The 17,014-nt window shown below is 61.5% G+C and carries 16 protein-coding genes; 4 read left to right on the forward strand and 12 right to left on the reverse strand.

Annotation, left to right across the window (positions count from 1 at the left end; translation table 11 throughout):
* Positions 1-52: 52 nt before the first annotated feature.
* A complete protein-coding gene (locus BM438_RS30935; protein WP_093642637.1) occupies positions 53-802 on the reverse strand; it encodes an SDR family NAD(P)-dependent oxidoreductase in 750 nt (249 codons plus the stop codon).
* Between the two features lie 129 nt (positions 803-931).
* Between BM438_RS30935 and BM438_RS30940 the strand changes: the two genes are divergently transcribed.
* On the forward strand, positions 932-1,852 hold the full coding sequence (locus BM438_RS30940; RefSeq protein ID WP_093642639.1) for a LysR family transcriptional regulator: 921 nt from the start codon (positions 932-934) through the stop codon (positions 1,850-1,852).
* 126 nt (positions 1,853-1,978) lie between these two features.
* On the opposite strand, the gene BM438_RS30945 is transcribed toward BM438_RS30940, so the two are convergent.
* The 4 genes from BM438_RS30945 to argH are packed head-to-tail and all read right to left on the reverse strand — an operon-like array spanning position 1,979 to position 6,011.
* Positions 1,979-2,818 carry an ABC transporter substrate-binding protein gene (locus tag BM438_RS30945; protein WP_093642641.1) on the reverse strand — a complete coding sequence of 280 codons (840 nt, stop codon included), beginning with the start codon at positions 2,816-2,818 and terminating at the stop codon, positions 1,979-1,981.
* Between the two features lie 60 nt (positions 2,819-2,878).
* Positions 2,879-3,643: an amino acid ABC transporter ATP-binding protein gene (locus BM438_RS30950; RefSeq protein WP_093642644.1), complete on the reverse strand. Its 765-nt coding sequence runs from the start codon at positions 3,641-3,643 to the stop codon at positions 2,879-2,881.
* A gap of 32 nt (positions 3,644-3,675) precedes the next feature.
* On the reverse strand, positions 3,676-4,530 hold the full coding sequence (locus BM438_RS30955; protein WP_093642972.1) for an amino acid ABC transporter permease: 855 nt from the start codon (positions 4,528-4,530) through the stop codon (positions 3,676-3,678).
* Positions 4,531-4,577: 47 nt separating this feature from the next.
* On the reverse strand, positions 4,578-6,011 hold the full coding sequence (gene argH / locus BM438_RS30960) for an argininosuccinate lyase (protein WP_208620727.1): 1,434 nt from the start codon (positions 6,009-6,011) through the stop codon (positions 4,578-4,580).
* Positions 6,012-6,123: 112 nt separating this feature from the next.
* Here argH and BM438_RS30965 point away from each other — a divergent pair, with 112 nt between their 5' ends.
* The gene (locus BM438_RS30965; protein ID WP_093642647.1) at positions 6,124-7,002 is read left to right on the forward strand and encodes a LysR substrate-binding domain-containing protein; all 879 of its coding nucleotides are present in this window, start codon (positions 6,124-6,126) and stop codon (positions 7,000-7,002) included.
* 10 nt (positions 7,003-7,012) lie between these two features.
* On the opposite strand, the gene BM438_RS30970 is transcribed toward BM438_RS30965, so the two are convergent.
* From BM438_RS30970 to BM438_RS30985, 4 genes are all read right to left on the reverse strand, one after another.
* On the reverse strand, positions 7,013-7,867 hold the full coding sequence (locus BM438_RS30970) for an ABC transporter substrate-binding protein (RefSeq protein WP_244179501.1): 855 nt from the start codon (positions 7,865-7,867) through the stop codon (positions 7,013-7,015).
* A 70-nt stretch (positions 7,868-7,937) separates the two neighbouring features.
* Complete coding sequence (locus BM438_RS30975) at positions 7,938-9,332, reverse strand: MmgE/PrpD family protein (protein ID WP_093642652.1); 1,395 nt, start codon at positions 9,330-9,332, stop codon at positions 7,938-7,940.
* A complete protein-coding gene (locus tag BM438_RS30980) occupies positions 9,329-10,243 on the reverse strand; it encodes a polysaccharide deacetylase family protein (RefSeq protein WP_093642655.1) in 915 nt (304 codons plus the stop codon). The genes BM438_RS30975 and BM438_RS30980 overlap by 4 nt, the downstream gene beginning before the upstream one ends.
* Complete coding sequence (locus BM438_RS30985) at positions 10,240-11,127, reverse strand: polysaccharide deacetylase family protein (protein ID WP_093642658.1); 888 nt, start codon at positions 11,125-11,127, stop codon at positions 10,240-10,242. The genes BM438_RS30980 and BM438_RS30985 overlap by 4 nt, the downstream gene beginning before the upstream one ends.
* Before the next feature lie 320 nt (positions 11,128-11,447).
* Here BM438_RS30985 and BM438_RS30990 point away from each other — a divergent pair, with 320 nt between their 5' ends.
* Both BM438_RS30990 and BM438_RS30995 read left to right on the forward strand, forming a co-directional pair.
* Entirely contained in the window at positions 11,448-12,335 is an 888-nt protein-coding gene (locus tag BM438_RS30990; protein ID WP_093642661.1) for a LysR substrate-binding domain-containing protein, read from the forward strand.
* Positions 12,336-12,493: 158 nt separating this feature from the next.
* A complete protein-coding gene (locus BM438_RS30995) occupies positions 12,494-12,991 on the forward strand; it encodes an acyl-CoA thioesterase (protein ID WP_054041457.1) in 498 nt (165 codons plus the stop codon).
* Positions 12,992-13,071: 80 nt separating this feature from the next.
* Here the strand turns inward: BM438_RS30995 and BM438_RS46745 are convergent, their stop codons facing one another.
* From BM438_RS46745 to BM438_RS31010, 3 genes are all read right to left on the reverse strand, one after another.
* On the reverse strand, positions 13,072-14,511 hold the full coding sequence (locus BM438_RS46745) for a sensor histidine kinase (protein WP_093642664.1): 1,440 nt from the start codon (positions 14,509-14,511) through the stop codon (positions 13,072-13,074).
* A 73-nt stretch (positions 14,512-14,584) separates the two neighbouring features.
* A complete protein-coding gene (locus tag BM438_RS31005; protein ID WP_093642667.1) occupies positions 14,585-15,559 on the reverse strand; it encodes a response regulator in 975 nt (324 codons plus the stop codon).
* A 675-nt stretch (positions 15,560-16,234) separates the two neighbouring features.
* Positions 16,235-16,867, reverse strand: a complete 633-nt coding sequence (locus BM438_RS31010; protein ID WP_093642670.1) for a CGNR zinc finger domain-containing protein — start codon at positions 16,865-16,867, stop codon at positions 16,235-16,237.
* Positions 16,868-17,014 lie beyond the last annotated feature (147 nt).

The raw sequence follows: 17,014 nt of genomic DNA on the forward strand, positions 1-17,014 counted from the left end.
TGATACTCCTGAGTAAAAAAGATGAATGAAGCTGGGTGGAAAAACCTGTGCGTTATTGCGCGGTATAGGCGCCGTCGACTGCAATGTTCTGTCCTGTGAGGTAGCGCGCCTTGTCGCTCGCAAGGAATACGATGGTCTGGGCAATCTCGTCCGGAGTCGCGGCGCGTCGCGCCGGTATCGTCGCGAGGAAACCGGCCTTGCCCTCCTCGCTGCCGCCGGCAAAACGGTCGAGCATTTCGGTGGCGACAGGCCCCGGCGCCACGGCGTTGACGCGCACGCCTGCGGCAGCGCCTTCGAGTGCCGCGCTCTTCGTGAGACCTTCGACCGCATGCTTGCTGGCTGCGTAAACCGACGCGCCCGCAATGCCCACCTGGCCCGCGATCGAGGAGAGGTTGATGATCGAACCCGCGCCCTGCTCCAGCATCACGCGCATTTCGTGCTTGAGCGACAGCAGCGTGCCGAGCACGTTGACCGAGAACGTGTCTTCGTAGTTGGTTGCTGTCTGCTCGACGATCGGCGCCAGTTGACCTTCCGTGCCTGCGTTGTTGACCGCCACGTCGAGGCGCCCGAAACGCGCCACGGTTTGCTCGACTACGCTGCGCACTTCGGCTTCGAAGCGCACATCGGCGCGCAGGAATTCAGCTTCAGCACCGAGCGCGCGCAATTCGGCGGCAAGCGCCTGACCTGCCTCTTCGCGACGACCGCTGACGACCACGCGGTTTCCTTCGCGAGCAAAAGCAAGAGCGGTAGCGCGGCCGATACCGGTCAGCGCGCCAGTGATAAGAACGACGGGTGAGTTCATGTCCGTACTCCTTGGATTGGGTTGCATCGAATCGCGTTTGCGATGACTGCACTTTGACTGATTCCAGATTGGGGATATAGATGGTGTATGCTCATATGACTGATTCCGCATAGGAATATATTGAGCAAAATGGATAAGCTGCAGGCAATGAAGACGTTCGTGCGCGTGGTGGAGGCCGGCAGCTTTTCCGCGGTCGCGCACGAGGCCGACACGACGCAAAGCGCAGTGAGCAAACAGGTCGCTGCACTCGAGCGGGAACTGGGCGCACGGCTGCTGACGCGAACCACGCGTTCGCTCGCGCTAACGGAAGAAGGTGAACACTATTTCGAGCAGGCGCGGCGCCTCGTCGCGGAGATCGCGGAGGCCGAAGGCGCGCTGCGGCGCGGCGAGCAGCAACTGACGGGTTGGCTGCGAATCGCGGCGTCAGTCGGCTTCGGGCGCCTCAAGCTCATGCCATTGGTTCAGTCGTTTCTGGCAGAGCATCGGGGCGTGAAGATCGACCTGCGCCTGAGCGATGGTTTTGTCGACCTTGTGGAACAGGGGATCGACGTCGCGGTGCGACTCGGCGATCTGCCGGACAGCAGTCTGATCGCGCGTCGCGTGGGAACGGCACAGCGGATGCTGATGGCGCATCGCAGCTATGTGCGCTCACTGCCCAAAGGAACGAAAGCGCCACGCGTTCCCGACGACCTGGTCGAGCACAACTGCATCGTCTACACCGAACTGGCGATGCGCAACGCGTGGCGTTTTACGGCGGGGCCCGGCGCGACGGATCCGGTGGGAACCACGCGCATCGTGCGGGTCGAAGGCAATCTGCAAACCAACAGCAGCGAGGTCATGCGGGCCTCGGTGCTCGCGGGTATGGGGATCGGCTATTCGCCGACATGGCTGTTCGACGACGAGCTAGCCAGTGGCGAAGTGCAGCGGATGTTGCCGGACTGGGACACGATCCCCATCCCGATCCATCTGGTGAGCCCACTGGAGCGCCGGCATTCGGCGAAGGTGAAAGCGTTTGCGGAGCATGTCGGCAAGGCGATGGCTCGGAGCTGAAAACGCACGGCGGCTTCGAAGCGCTCAAGCCCACTACCATGGGCCGCTGGCTCGGGAAGCCAGCGGCGTGGGCCAACCATCTGTCGAGCCTGATGACAGCCTGGGCGAGGCTAGCGCCCGACCGTATCAAGTCCCAGCGTTAACAAGCGCCTTCGGCACAGCGTGTTGCTGCAAGCCCCACTTCGCCAGGATCTTCTGGTAGGTGCCGTCAGCGATCAATTGATTGAACGCATTGGTCAGCGCCGTATTGAGCGCCGCGTTGTCCTTCGACATGCCGATCGCAGTGTACTGCGACAGGAATGGCTGACCGATCGGCGCGTACGCGTTCTGCTCAATCGAGTTCTGGTACGGCAAAGTCTCACCGCCCTGAACTGCCACATCGATCCGGTTCTGGCGCAACTGCATGCGCGCGTCCGACGAGCCATCCGTACCGATTACCTTGATGGGCGGCTTACCTGCCTTCACGCAATGCTCGTTGCTCCACTTCGTCGTATCGTTCACGAACGATGTCCGGCGGCTCGTTCCGACAGTCTTTCCGCACAACGCATCCATCGTCGCGAACTCTCCCGCACGCGCCTTCACCGTGTAGAACTGCGGACCGGTCGTGATGTAGTCGAGGAAGTTCACCGCCCCGCGGCGCTCGGGCAGATCGGTCATGCCTGACAGGATCACGTCGACGCGCTTCGTCGTCAGCGCGCTCATCATCTGGTCGAAGTTGGTTTCCTGCCATTCGAGCTTGACGCCGAGCTTCGCGGCGAGGGCTTCGCCGAGATCGACGTCAAAACCCATCAGCTTGTCGGTAGCGGGGTCCTTGTATTCGAACGGCGGATAGTTCGGCACGATCGCCGCGACGAGCGTGCTCTTGCCAATTGACGGAGCGGTTTGTGCATGAAGCAGCGGCGCATGCAGCGCCACGACGCCAACAACCAGGGTGAACCATTCACGCAAACGAAGGGACGCGTTCATAGAAACTCGCTTGTTAGAAGAATCTGAAAAGCGGGTCCCAGTTGGAACCCGCGGTTGTGATCAGGACAGCACGGCCGAGATGAAATCCTGCGTACGTTTATGTTTTGGCTGCCCGAGCACCTGATCAGGCGTGCCGGTTTCCACCACCTGCCCCTGATCCATGAAGACCACGCGGTTGGCTACCTCGCGTGCAAAGCCCAGTTCATGCGTCACCACGATCATCGTCATGCCGCTTCGCGCGAGGTCCCGCATCACCGCCAGCACTTCGCCGACGAGTTCGGGATCCAACGCCGAGGTCGGCTCGTCGAACAGCATCAGTTGCGGATGCATTGCCAGTGCACGTGCAATCGCCACCCGTTGCTGCTGTCCGCCGGACAGTTCCACCGGAAACGCATCGCACTTATGAGCGAGCCCTACGCGCTTCAACAACGAACGCGCCTCTTCTTCCGCTTCCGCGCGACGCCGTTTCAGCACCTGCACCGGACCTTCGGTCACGTTCTCCAGTACCGTTTTGTGTGGGAACAGGTGGAATTTCTGGAACACCATGCCGGTCGCAAGGCGCTGACGCGCCACCTGCCGCTCCGACAGTTCGTGCAGCCGGTTGCCCACGCGCCGGTAGCCCGCCAGTTCGCCGTTCACCCACAGCGCCCCTTCGTTGATCTTCTCCAACTGGTTGATGCAGCGCAGGAACGTGCTTTTGCCCGAGCCCGACGGCCCGATCACGCACAGCACCTCGCCTTTGGCCACATCCAGCGTGATGCCCTGCAAGGCCTTGAACTCGCCATATGATTTGCGCACGTCGACCGCGCGAACGATTGAATTCATTTCGGCTCCTTGTCCTGTCGTCGCCGGCGTCTTCATTGCCGGCCCGATGCACGTCCCGCCCCGCGGGCGTAGTGCCGCTCCACCCGCGACTGCGCGAACGACAGCACCGTCACCACCACCAGGTACCAGACCCCCGCCACCATCAACAGCTCGATCACCCGTGCATTCGCGTAGTAGATGTTCTCGGCGTTGTGCAGCATCTCCGCATACTGGATCACGCTCGCGAGCGAGGTCAGCTTCACCATCCCCACCAGCTCGTTGCCAATCGGCGGCACAATCACCCGCATCGCCTGCGGCAGAATTATCCGGCGCAGCGCCTGCAGCCGCGGCATGCCGATCGACTTGGCCGCTTCATACTGGCCCGTATCCACCGACAACAGGCCCGCGCGCACCACTTCCGACGTGTACGCCCCCTGGTTGATCCCCAGACCCAGCAACGCCGCGAGGAACGGCGTCATGACGTCCACCGTGCGAAATTCGAACAGGCCCGGAATCCCCATTGACGGAAACACCAGCGCGAGGTTGAACCACAGCAGCAGTTGCAAGATCACCGGCGTGCCGCGAAACAGCCACACATAGCCTTGCGCGACCGCTTGCAAAACCGGATTGGGCGACAGCCGCATGATCGCGGTGATCACGCCGAGCACCACGCCCAGCACCATCGCCAGCACCGTCATCACGATCGTGTTGACGAGGCCGTTCAGGATCGAACGCGCCGTCAGGAAGCGCGCGACGTAACGCCATTCGATCTGCCCATGCGCGAACGCTAACACCACGTACCCAATCAACGCGATGATCGCCGCAGAGGCCACATAACGGCCCCAGTAGCGGCGCCGCACATGGACCAGATGCGAAATGTCGGTGACGTCTTCACTCATCTCTGTCATCTGCTTCTGAGCCTCCGCGGGCAGTGCCGCCCGATCGTTGGAAACGCTTACCATGATGGCCCCCTGTAGTCCGCTGCCCACGCGGCCTGCCGGTCGATCGCCGCACGCAGCCGGGTGATCTGCTCTTCCACGCGAGCCGGCGCCGTGCCGCCGTAGCCGCTGCGCGCGGCCACCGCCGCTTCGAGCGTCACGTGCTCCAGCACCGACGCTTCCAGCCGCGCATCCACCTGCGCCAACGTCGCCACGGATACTTCACCCAGCTCGATGCCCTGCTCTTCACACGCCCGCACCAGCGCGCCCGTGATCTCGTGTGCCTCACTGAACGGAATACCGCGCAGCGCGAGCCAGTCGGCCACCTCCGTGGCGAGCGTGAAACCCAGCGGCGCCTGGCGGCGCATCTCGTCCACGTTCACCTGCATCGTGCGGATCATGCCAGCCATTGCCGGCAATACCAACTCCAACGTGTCGATGCTGTCGAACGCGGCGATCTTGTCTTCCGCCAGATCGCGGTTGTACGCGAGCGGCAGCGACTTCAGCGTCGCCAGCAGGCCGCCAAGATTGCCGATCAATCGCCCCGCCTTGCCGCGCGTAAGCTCCGCGATATCCGAGTTCTTCTTCTGCGGCATGATCGAGCTGCCCGTCGCGTAGCCATCGTCCAGCACGACCCAGCCGAACTGGCGCGTCGTCCACAGGATCACTTCTTCCGACAGCCGCGACAGATTCACCGACAGCATGCTCGCAATGAACACGAACTCCGCTACGTGATCGCGTGAAGCGACGGCGTCGATCGAGTTCTCACACGGCGCGTCATAACCGAGCTCAGCGGCTGACAACTCCGGGCTGAGGCAGATCGCCGAGCCCGCCAACGCTGCCGCGCCCAGCGGCGAGCGCGCGCTGCGCCGGTCCCAGTCCACCAGACGATCGACGTCGCGGTAAATCGACTGCGCGTGCGCCAGCAAATGATGCGCGAACACGACCGGCTGCGCCGGCTGCAGATGGGTAAAGCCCGCCGTCACGCTGCGGGTGTGCGCATCGGCCTGTTCGATCAGTGCGTTCTGCAAATCGATCACCGCGTGCGTCAGCGTGCGTGCCTTGTCGCGCAGGAACAGGCGCAGGTCGTTGGCCGCCTGGTCGTTGCGCGAACGGCCCGCGCGCAGCTTGCCGCCGGTGGCGCCCAAACGCTGCGTCAATTCGCGTTCGAGGAACGTGTGCACGTCCTCGTCATCCTGCGACGGTCCGATCTCGCCTGCGAGGTACTGCGCTTGCAGCTTGTCCATTTCGGCCAGCAGTTGCTGCAGTTCATCCTCGGTCAGGATCTGCGCGCGGCGCAACTCCTGTGCATGAGCGCGAGAACCGGCCAGATCGTAAGGCGCGAGCCGGAAGAAGCTCGGGTCCGAACGCGACAACGCCTTGAGCGCCGCCGACGGCCTCGACTTGAAACGCCCACCCCACAAACGCTCGATCGGTTCAGAAATATTCATCGCTGCCAGCCCTCAGTTAAGTTGACTCCACTGTACGTATCCAGTTTTTCTTCTTGTAGCGAGAATTAAATTCCGTTCAAATGAAATTTTTCTCAGCATCTCTTCCCGCCACATGCGAAACCGTCTGCCACCGCTCAATCCCCTCCGTGCGTTCGAAGCCGCGGCACGGCGCTCGAGCGTGGCCGGCGCCGCGCAGGAGTTGCACGTGACCGCCAGCGCGGTCAGCCATCAGATCCGCATTCTCGAAGAATCACTGGGCGTTACGCTGTTCGTCAGATCAAAGGCGCGCGTGAAGCTGACGCGCGAAGGCGAAGCCTTGCTGCAGCCCGTCAAAAACGCGTTCGACATGATCGCCAACGCCGTGGTCAAACTGGACTCGCCCGAGATGGCCGGCGATCTCGTCGTATCCACACCGCTGCTGTTCACGTCGCGCTGGATGGCCCGGCACATCGGCGAGTTTCTCGACCAGTACCCGGCGGTCAATCTGAAAGTGATCCCCTCCAACGACGACCGCGAGGTGTATTCGCCCGATGTCGACGTATGCGTGCGCTACGGAGAAGGCCGCTGGCGCGATCGTCACGTCACGCTGATTACGCATCCCGCGCTGTTTCCAGTGGTCAGTCCCGCTTTGATGAACGGTCCCAATGCGATCCGCAAGACCGAGGACCTCGCGGGCAAAGCGCTGTTTTGCGAGCACTCGGGGTCGTGGATGCGGTGGCTTGCGCATGCATCGGCCGACAAACTCGAGGGCATCAGGATTCTGGAAATCGGCAATGCGCATATCGGTATCGAAGCGGCCATTCACGGTCAGGGTGTGGCGCTCGGCGACAGTTTCTCGGTGCGGGACGACCTGATGGACGGCACGCTAATTCGGCCGTTCAACATCACCGTGCCGTCGAGACACGCGTATTACCTCGTGTCCCGGCAGGAGTTGTCCGATACGCCGCTCGTGTCCGCATTCGCCACGTGGCTGAGCGAATACGTCGAGTGACCCATCTGCTTCAATGGTCCTTCGCGCCGTTCATCGTCACCTGCTGAACCGCGCTCGATTGCAGGCCCCACTTCGCCACGATCGCACTGTATGTGCCGTTCGCGACCAGCTTGTCGAGCGCGGCCCGCACCGCATCGCGCAGCTTCGGGTTGGATTTCGCAAAGGCAATACCTTCAGGCGAAGCCGCGAACGGTTCACCAATGGGCCTGTAGGTGTTCGGTTCGAGCTTCATTGCGTACGGCAGGGTTTCGCTGCCCTGCACGCCTGCCACGATTCGCCCCTGCTTCAACTGCATACGCGCGGATGACGTGTCTTCCGTACCCACTACCGTGATCGGCGTCTTGCCGACGCAGTTCTTCGTACTCCATGCTGCGGTGTCCGCCGGGAACGACGTGCTGCGGCTCGTGCCGACCGACTTCCCGCACAGATCCGCCGACTGCCGGATCTCGCCGCCATGCGCGCCCGTCAGGATGTAGAACTGCGCGCCTGAATTCAGATAGTCGAGAAAGTCCGCTGTATCACGGCGCCCCGGCACATCGCTCAATCCGCTCAACACCATGTCCACACGCCCGGTAGCGAGCGAGGGCAGCAATTGTTCAAACGCTGACTCCTGCCAGTCCAGCTTGACGCCGAGTTGCTTTGCAATCGCATTGCCGAGGTCGATATCGAAACCGGTCAATTCGCCGCTCTCCGGGTCTTTGTATTCCATCGGCGGGTAGATCGAGTTGACCGCGACCTTGATGACCTTGGCCTTGGCGATCGAATCAGGCAACGCTTGCGCATGGGCTGCAGCGCCGAAGAGAAAGGTCGACAGGCAGACTGCCATCAAACGGGACGCAGCGCGCAGCGGGTTCGGCTTGGACATGGAGGACATACCTTTAAAGAATTGAACGCTTGTCATCAAAACGATTGAGCTTCCGTCGCGGCCTGTCGTGCTATCGCAGCGCGGGTTTGGCATCGGCATCGCCGCCAAGCCACGATAGAAGCGTTCGCGCGTCGGCGAGATTGTCCAGATCGAGTACGGCGTCGGCAAGCGCGTTCGCCGATGCGTCTTCGAGCGCCATCGTGGCCAGGGCGTGGTACTTCGACAGCAAGTCTGCATCCGACAATGGATTGCGCGGATCGCCGAGCGGCGTGAGCACCTGCCGCGAGCGCGGCATCTCATCGGCGATCGTGAGCGTGACGATGGGCTCGTCCAGATCGGACATCGTCAGATCGACTTCGAGCGTGATGCGCTCCATCATCGCGGCCACCCGCAGATCGGTTCGCGCAGCCTCTAGATAAGCGCCAATCCTCGCATGGCCATAGACCAGCACCGAAGCAACCGCATACGGCAAACTCATCTGCGATGAGGCCAGGTTGCGCAAATCGCGGCCACCGCACATGCCTTCGACGAATGCGCTCAATCGGACGTGCACGTTCGAGAGCCTGTTCGGATCGAATCTGATGTCACGCAGCAGATCGAGCGTGGCATCGACTGCTGCATGCGTGCTGCGGCACGACGCGTGCGGCTTGATCGAGCAACGCATGATCTTCCACGTGTCGCCCAGTTCGTGCAGCAAGGCTTCGGGCTTCTGCGTGTCGGGAGCGAACGCGTTGAAGAAGCCGCCCCATACGTCCGCGAACACCTGCGTCGGGCCGCTGACGTTTTCCCTCGCCAGCAATGCCGCCAGCAATCCACCTTCAGCCGCGCGGCCGGTATGCATACGTTTCGTTTGCGACGCGTCGTGAATGAAGCCCCATAGGCCGCCGCTGAAGCTGCCCGCATGGCCGAACGCCGCGCCGGTTTGCACGGCGTCGAGTCCGAGGAGGCGCGCGCTTGCCGCCGCCGCGCCGAACACGCCGCAGGTCATCGTCGAATGCCAGCCGCGTGCGTTGTGCGGCGAATATCCGCCGCACGCTTCGAGTACTCGCCTGCCGACGTCATAGCCGAGCACGACTGCAGCGAGAAATTCACGCCCCGAGACTGGTCGCGGTGAGCACGCAAGTGCCGCGAATGCGGCAGGCAGCACGACCGCGCCGGAATGATCGCAGCCGCCCGAGTCGTCGAGTTCCAATGCGTGCGCGGCGATACCGTTGACGAAGGCCGCGCTGCGCGGGCCGAGCGACTGCCGCGTGCCCCAGACCTGCGCGACGCCTGGCCCGTCGCCGGACATGACCGCCCGCGCGCTGCGCGACTCCACGGCCGCGGCACCGGCGAGCGACGCGCCGAGTGTGTCGAGGATGTGCCGCTTGGCCTTATGGACGACGGCAGCAGGCAGCGCGTCGTCGGGTACGCCGGCGACGAATGCCGCCAGTTGCTCCGACAGCGACAGATCACGCGCGCTCATCGTGCAGCCTCGCGATGCCGTGCAAAAACCTCGACCGGATGACCGGGCTCGTTGCCATCGACGTTCTGCCGCCACCAGGCCGCTACTTCCGCGCCCGTCGCGAACCACACGTCATCATGCGAACGCATCTCCGCTAGCAACTCGCGCAACACGTCGATACGTCCCGCTGTACCGATGAGCTCCGGATGCAGCCTCAGCACGAAGCACAGACCGAAGCGGCGGAACGCCGCGAAATCCTGCTTCCAGTTCACCAGCACTTCCCGATACGAGGGAATCCGTGGCTGTCCGACCGGTACTGCTGGCGACAGGTTGTAGACGAAGTACGGTTCGTCTTCGAGTTCATAGTGAAGCGGCAGTTCGACCAGCGGGGGCGTGTCCGCAGCCACCACAGTCCCTGCGTTTGCGTCCGGCAAATGAAAATACGGCAGATCGTCGCCGCGCCATGAAGACGACCACGTGACCCCTTCGCTGCGAAGAAAGTCCGCGAAGCCCGGCGCCCAATTGCCGTAGAAAGAACGAAAACCCTGCACGCGCCGACCGAGTGTGTCGACGAGCGCTTGCTGACCTGCCAGGAACGCCTGTCGTTGCTCATCGAACGTGAGTGTGTCGAAGTTCTCGCAACGAAATCCACTCGTGCCGATTTCGTGTTGCTGCGCGTCGATACGGCGCAGCAAGTCCGTGTGGGTTTGGGCAACGCGTCCGGGCAGGAACCAGCTCGAGCGGACATCGAACTCATCGAAGGCGTCGAGCACGCGATCCACGCCTCGTTTCGCGCCATAGCGCCAGACCGAAAGCGATTTTTCGCGGCCGGCGATACGCGGCTCCTGAGTCAGGATGCCGTGTTCGTCGTTGAAGTCGACCGTGACGACCACCGCGCAGCGCGCGTTGTGCGGCCAGTGAAGTGCATTCATGCGCTGAACTCCTGCGCGTGTCCCGAGGCATTGTTATCGAGCCACCATTGCGCGACGTCGCGGCACGTGGCGAACCATACGTCGCCTTGTGCGTGCATGTGATCGATCAGTCTTTCCAACAACGCAATCCGGCCGGGTTTGCCGGACACCTTCGGATGAAACAGCGTGGTCAGGCAAAGTCCGTCACGATGTGAGCCGTCGAATTCGCGACGCCAGTTGTCGAGCGTCGTGTCATAGCTGGCAATGCGGTCGAGGCTCGCCGGAAAATCCGGGTTGCGGTGATAGGCCAGCGACGCATAATCGTCGAGCTCCCAGCGGCCCGGAATTTCGACCATCGGCTCGGCGATGCCCTCGGCGTGCAGCAGATAAGGACGATCGTCGCCCCGCATCGAACTCGAATAGCGCACGCCGGCTTCCATCAGCACGCGAATCGTGTCCGGACCCCAGTCGCCCGATGGCGTGCGAAAACCAACCGGCTGCATGCCGAGATACTTGGCGAAGACTTCCGCGGAGCGTTCCATGACTTCGCGCTGGCCGTCGCGATCCAGAGTCCAGAAAGCCTCGTGCCGGTAGCCGTGGTAAGCGATCTCATGGCCGCCCGCGATGATCGCCGCACATTGATCCGGCCAGTTTTCGACCACCCAGGCCGGCACGAAGAAGGTTGCCGGCACGCGCCGCTCGTTGAGCATATCGAGCAGACGGCCAAGCGCGCGCCACGGGCCATAACTGCCCAGGGTGAAATACGAAGGGTTGGTCCAGATCGAACCGTTGAGCATCGCGTCGCCGGTCGGGCCATCCAGATCGAACGCGAGCGCGACGCAGGAATGGTGTCCTTCCGGCCAGCGCGGTGCAGTCTGAACCAGCTGGCGCTCCACATATTCCATTTGAGAACCGTTGCCCGACTCCTCAGACGCACTTGCACTGTGTGCATGGCTTTGCGACGCTCGCATGCCCTGTTGCAGGGGCAACGTGACGGTAGATCGGACCAAACTAAAAATCCCTTAAACGCATTGTTCGACACGGCGTCGATCTGGTGTTTCTGCCCGCTGGGTAAAGCAAACCCGATGCTCAGTGGCGGCACCCCGGCACTCACTGCGGGGCTGCTTCGGGCATGGAAATCCGGACTTGTTGAAGGGATTTAAGAACGCCAATTTTCCGGCCACAAACGGTAAAATCTCATGGTTACCATGCGAGTTGTGCATAAATGAAGATCGAACGCTATCCTCCCTTCAACGTGCTGCAAACCCTGCTGGTGGTCGCCCGTTGCGGCAACTTCACGGCTGCATCGCAGCAGCTGTTTCTCAGCCAGAGCGCGGTGAGCCGGCATATCCAGCAGATTGAGGAGTATTTCGGTTGCGCGCTGTTCGTCAGGCACACCCGCATGGTCGTGCAGACCGCGGAGTGCCAACGCTTGGTGCCGATCGTCGAAGAGTTGCTGGCAACCGCGCGCCGCTCGATGCACATCACCAACTCAGGCGGCCAGACCATTACCCTGCGTGTCACGCCCACGCTGGCGGCGCGCTGGTTACTGCCGCGCCTCACCGACTTTTACGCTGAAGTGCCCGGTACGCAGTTGAATATCGACACCGCATGGTTCCTGCCGACCAATTTCGGCGAAGGCACACTCGACGCGGCGATCCTGTTCGGAACCGGCAATTGGGAAGGATTGGAAGCCACCTGTCTGATGCGCGAGAGATTGACGCCGGTCTGCTCGCCGCAGATCGCTAACGGCACACCGCCGCTCGTGGAACCCGAAGATCTGAAACACCACACGTTGCTGCATTCCAGCTTCGGCCGGCGCGGCTGGATCCTGTGGTTGCAGCAGGAAGGCAACCTTGCCGCGCATACGTATCGGGAGCAGGTGTTCGACACGCTGGATCTCGCATTCAGCGCCGCGGCACGCGGCTTGGGTGTAGCGCTGGGGGATCTGAATCTGGTCGGAGAGAATCTCACCAGCGGCTCGCTGGTGACGCCGTTCAAGCGCGTGGTGGAGACGGGGGCTGGATATTATCTGGTGCATCCGCCGCGTAATGAATATCGCGAGAAATTGAAGCCACTTCTTCGGTGGTTGCAAACGCGTGTTGCAGCGTAGTCCGCGCCGATTGCAAGGGCATTTGTCAGTTTTCTTCGTCACATGTTTGTCAGCCAATAGCCACACGACCCACATCCCCAACAGAATGGGATGTGCCTGCCGTACAGGGAGGCATGCGTGGTTGCCGCAAGCAGCCGTTCCTGCGAAAGGAAAATCGTATGTTGATGCGTGACAATATCCCTACCGCCCTCAACCGAGGATCCGCCCTTCTTTCGGAAGACCCGATCGCCACGGGCTCGCTCAAAACCTTCCACCACACGTTCGATATTTATCTAAAGGACTCGAACGCGTTCATGAATACGTACTTCTCACGCTACTTCGAGTGGCAAGGTGTTTGCCGCGAGCGGTGGTTTCATGAGTGCATCCACAATGACCTGCTGGGATCGGACGGCATGTTCGTGACCAAACGCGCGCACCAGGAGTACGTCCACGAGACCTTCCCCTTCCAGCACGTGGATTGCTATCTGAACACGGTGCAGGTCAAGCAATGCTCCGCCTACCTGCTGTTTCGCTTCTGCGTGGATGGGCGCCAGGTTTCACAGGGTTACCAGCAGATCCTGTACGCCGGGCGGGACCGGAAGATCAGGCGCTTTCCGGAAGGAATCGTCGAACGGGTCAAGGAATATGAGCTGCCGATGACGGCACTGGCCGCCTGATCTCAGCGGCGGACTTTCGCCGTTCAGTTTTTCCGCTGAGTTTGATCTTTAAGTTTCACCGCTAATTCCACCCTTAATCTTCACTGCGGACGCCGGCGCAAGGAGCGCGCCGGCGCTTTACTCAGTGCACGGTCCGCTGGCGACCCCGGTACCGGTAAGCGCACGGTGAAGGTGGTGTGTGAACCGCGCGTCGACATGCATTCGATCGTGCCGCCCAGCAATTCCGCCGCGCGGCGGCAGAAGGCGAGCCCCATTCCCGCGCCGCTTCCATGCCGCTTGGTCGAGAAGAAGGCGTCGAAGATATGCGGCAGCACGTCGGGCGCGATGCCCGGCCCCGTGTCGCGGAATCGCAGTACGCAGAAGCCGTTTTCCTGAACCGCGCTGATTGCGATCTCGCCCTCGCCGCTCACATGAATCGCGTGCAACGCGTTTTTCAGCAGATTGAACAGCACAAAAACCGCCAGCGTGTCCGAACCCGAAAAGCATAGCGCCGGGTCGATCGGCGCCACGGTGACGCGTACGCGTTCGTCGCTACGGAACGGATAGCGTTCCAGCGCCGACGTCACACATTGCTGCATGGAATGAGGACTGAAGCGAGTGCGGTCCAGGCGATCCAGGGTGAACGATGCGAGCGCCATCTCGACCATCGCGCTGGTGCCCGACACCTCCCTTCTGATCGCCGTGGCGAGGTGGCTGATGCGCTCGGACTGCCCGGAATGCCCCTCCTGATCGTCGTACAGCCCATGCGTGACCGCCAGCTTGTAACCTTTGAACACATGCGCCCATACGCTGGCGATTTCGTCGGCGTGCATGGCGATCGTCGCGAGCGGCGTCGCGATTTCGTGCGCGATTGTCGCTGCGATCGCATAGGGGTGAATCAGGTGATAACGAACGATCGTGATCGCGAGAAGGCCCAGGCTGAGCGCAATGAACAGCACACCCGGCGGATAGAACGGGTAACCGTAGTTGACCGCATAGTCGACTGCCGCGAACGAGTATAGGCAGAGGGTTGCAAAGCAGAGATCGAGACGCCGGCGCGCTTCACTGCCGGCCTGCTTGCGCGCGGCGAGCAGAAGCTGTCCGCTGCGGGCGGCGAGCAACACGGTCTGCAAGACGTGCAAAGGATGCAGCGTCCCGGCGCTCGGATAGTAGCCAAAGAAAAAGTGCCGGTAGCCGGAGACTACTTCGTTGCCGGGCAGCAGCACGGCGAGGACAACACACATGCCGTAAGACGCGAGCAAGATGGGCCGCTCGCGGCGCCTCGCCGCCACCTCGGTGACGAAGTGATAGAACGTGGTGGGCAGAAAGAGAATGAAGAGATAACCGACCCGGACCAGCACGCTCGCAATGTGGGGATCTTCCGTCTGGAACAGCAAGGTCCATGTGCCCTGCCATGCAAATGTCGCCGCGCACATCAGAAGGAATGGCGCGGACAGCCGCGTCACGCCTTGTGTGATGAGTACATAGAGTCCGAACACCACGAACAGCGCAGAGACAAAGGCGGTCGGAATGGCGTACATGTGGCTCAATGGGGCGGAAAACGTCGGTCTATTCCGGCAGGTTCATAGCGGACTATGCGAAGGGGCCGATCCTTCATGAGTGGGTCTGCTGCATCCGGCCGCTGCGCCATTGCGAAAATGTCTGCGTGCTCAGACCCACGTCGGCAGAATCGATTCGGCTCCAGCAATAGAAAGCGTCGTCCCAACCCGGGATGGATTGCGGCGTGACCGTTTTGTAGTTCGTACCGGGACGATAGGCCAGGTACGGCCAGAAAATCGGCATCGACTCGCGTACCGCCATCCGCCGCAACAGATCCGCCGGCCCGCTCTCATCCGCCACAATTTCCGCCTGGGCGATCCAGTCGTTCTCAGCCCAGGCAAGGAAAACACTCGGGTTGCCCGCCCGGTCGAACATCAGGATGGCATTCTGCTCCGGACGCCAGTAATACTCGACGATGTTTTCGGCGGCAACCACCGCGTCGATGGCCTTGCTCGTTCGCGGATCGCAATAGGTCAGGCCGTTTTCGCCCAGCCCCAACCAGCCTGCCTCCGAACAATGCCGGTTTCTGGCATCTTTCAAAAAATGAACCAGTCGGTTAGCCGAATCCGCGTCCGTCTTTCTCAGATACAGATCGACAATGCCGGCATTGAAGGCTTTTACCGCGACGGTCTCATCCGCAACGCCGGTCAGGAGCACCTTCGCACAACGCAAATTGGATATGGACGAAAGGAATTCGACGCCGCTGAGTCCGGGCATGTCGTAATCGACCACCACCGCGGCCACCTCCGAAAATCGGGCGTTCCGGGCCAGGACGTCACGCTCGGCCGAGGTTTCGACGAACCGTTCCAGACCGACCTCGCTCAAACCGGCCGAGGCCGGCGCAAACACCAGCGAATGCTCGCGAGCATGCTTGCGGATGAAAGCAAGTGCAGTTTGGGGCCGAGTGAAAAACAGATTGGTTGAAACATCCGGAAAGAATCGGCGCAATGCATCGAGGTAGCTGTCGCTGTCGTCCACGAAAACGACGGATGCCGGATAGGAAACAGGGGGTCGAATAAAATTGTTCATGTTTATACGTGGAATATGCGGCGCGTTTCACACCGGCTTGCACGCCGGCTTCTCTCACGCTGGCTCCCGGGCCAATTCCCGCTGAACCATATAGTACCGGGGTCTTTGCATGAACAGTGCAAACTTGCGCGGCCTTTCCGTCAGAGTATGCGAATGGAATAATTAATCTTAATCGGGTCGAGCTGATTATTCTGCCGCAATCAAGCCCGGAACTGGCGTTGTCTGAGTCCGGAATTGACCACGATGCTGCGTCAGTTTCCTTCGCTTGCATCGAGCGCCGACTTCGCGCAAAGCAAAACACCCGCGACTATTTCAGCAAGCATCGTGCCGCCCGGCAAGCCACGGAGAAGTGTGGGCCACTGCACATACGCGAGTAATTCGTTCTTCCGGAAACCAACTGGCGGCAACCTTCCCTGCTACGCTTCGCTGCATTGCCTGTTTGCGGGTACGAGAGCGAGCCTATGTAGCCGTCACCCCGATCTCCCGCCTGATTCACCGACTGTCGCGCCGCCGGCATGGTGACTGCGCGCAGCCGGCGGATTCATTTGACTTGCGCGGAGAACGAAGCGGTGTTCCATCAAAAGGTTCATACGCGACCCGAATCGGCCGAGGCGGCGTCGACTCAGACATTGACCCGACGTGCGTTGCTGTGTGATGCGGCTTTGGCCGCGAAAGCTAGCCGTTCTCCTGCTCCTTGAGCCGCTTGCGGTGCGCCGCGACCTTCGCGCGGTTGCCGCAGATCGCCATGCTGCACCACCGCCGCGCGTGGCCACGTGTGTGATCCGCAAACAGCAACGTGCATTTAGGGCCTTCGCACGCTTTCACGTACGTGAAGTCCTCTTCACAAACCAGCTTCGCCAACGCCTCGGCGATGGGCATCAGTAACGACTCCGCCGACTGCCAGCGCCGCTTCGCCCGAAGTTCAAAGCTCGTCGCGCCGCCCGATGTGTTCGGCACGATTTCGCCATGCTGCTGATCGCGCTCGAGCAGTCGATTCAAGGGTTCGAGCTCGCGTAAATCTTTGGCAGCAAGCGGCCGCCCTTTCCTCTTTCGCACAAATCCCCTGAACCACTCGCGCAATTCGCGCGCACGTGCCGCAACGTCGTCGAGTTCGGCCGGCGTCGAGCGGGTTCGTATTTCCGCGAGCGCCGCGCGCGGCACAAATCCGGTCTGCTCCAGCCAGGCGAGTAGATCTTCTCCATCGCCGATCCAGTCGACTGGATCATCCACCGGCGTCGCGATCGAGTTCAAGAAATCCAGACCGGGCGCATCGGCCACGAGGATCGCGGGCATCTGACGGTAGTCCATTTCTCATGACGAATATGAAGTGACGATGGATGCAGTGTAACCACTAAAAATGCACTTGACAAGTTACACATCCAGTTTGTAACCTGTAAATACGCGTTTTACAGGTTACGAAGCGCGCAACTCGACGCGATGAACGTGCATTACAAG

The sequence above is a fragment of the Paraburkholderia aspalathi genome (genome assembly GCF_900116445.1).
Taxonomy (GTDB): Bacteria; Pseudomonadota; Gammaproteobacteria; order Burkholderiales; family Burkholderiaceae; genus Paraburkholderia; species Paraburkholderia aspalathi.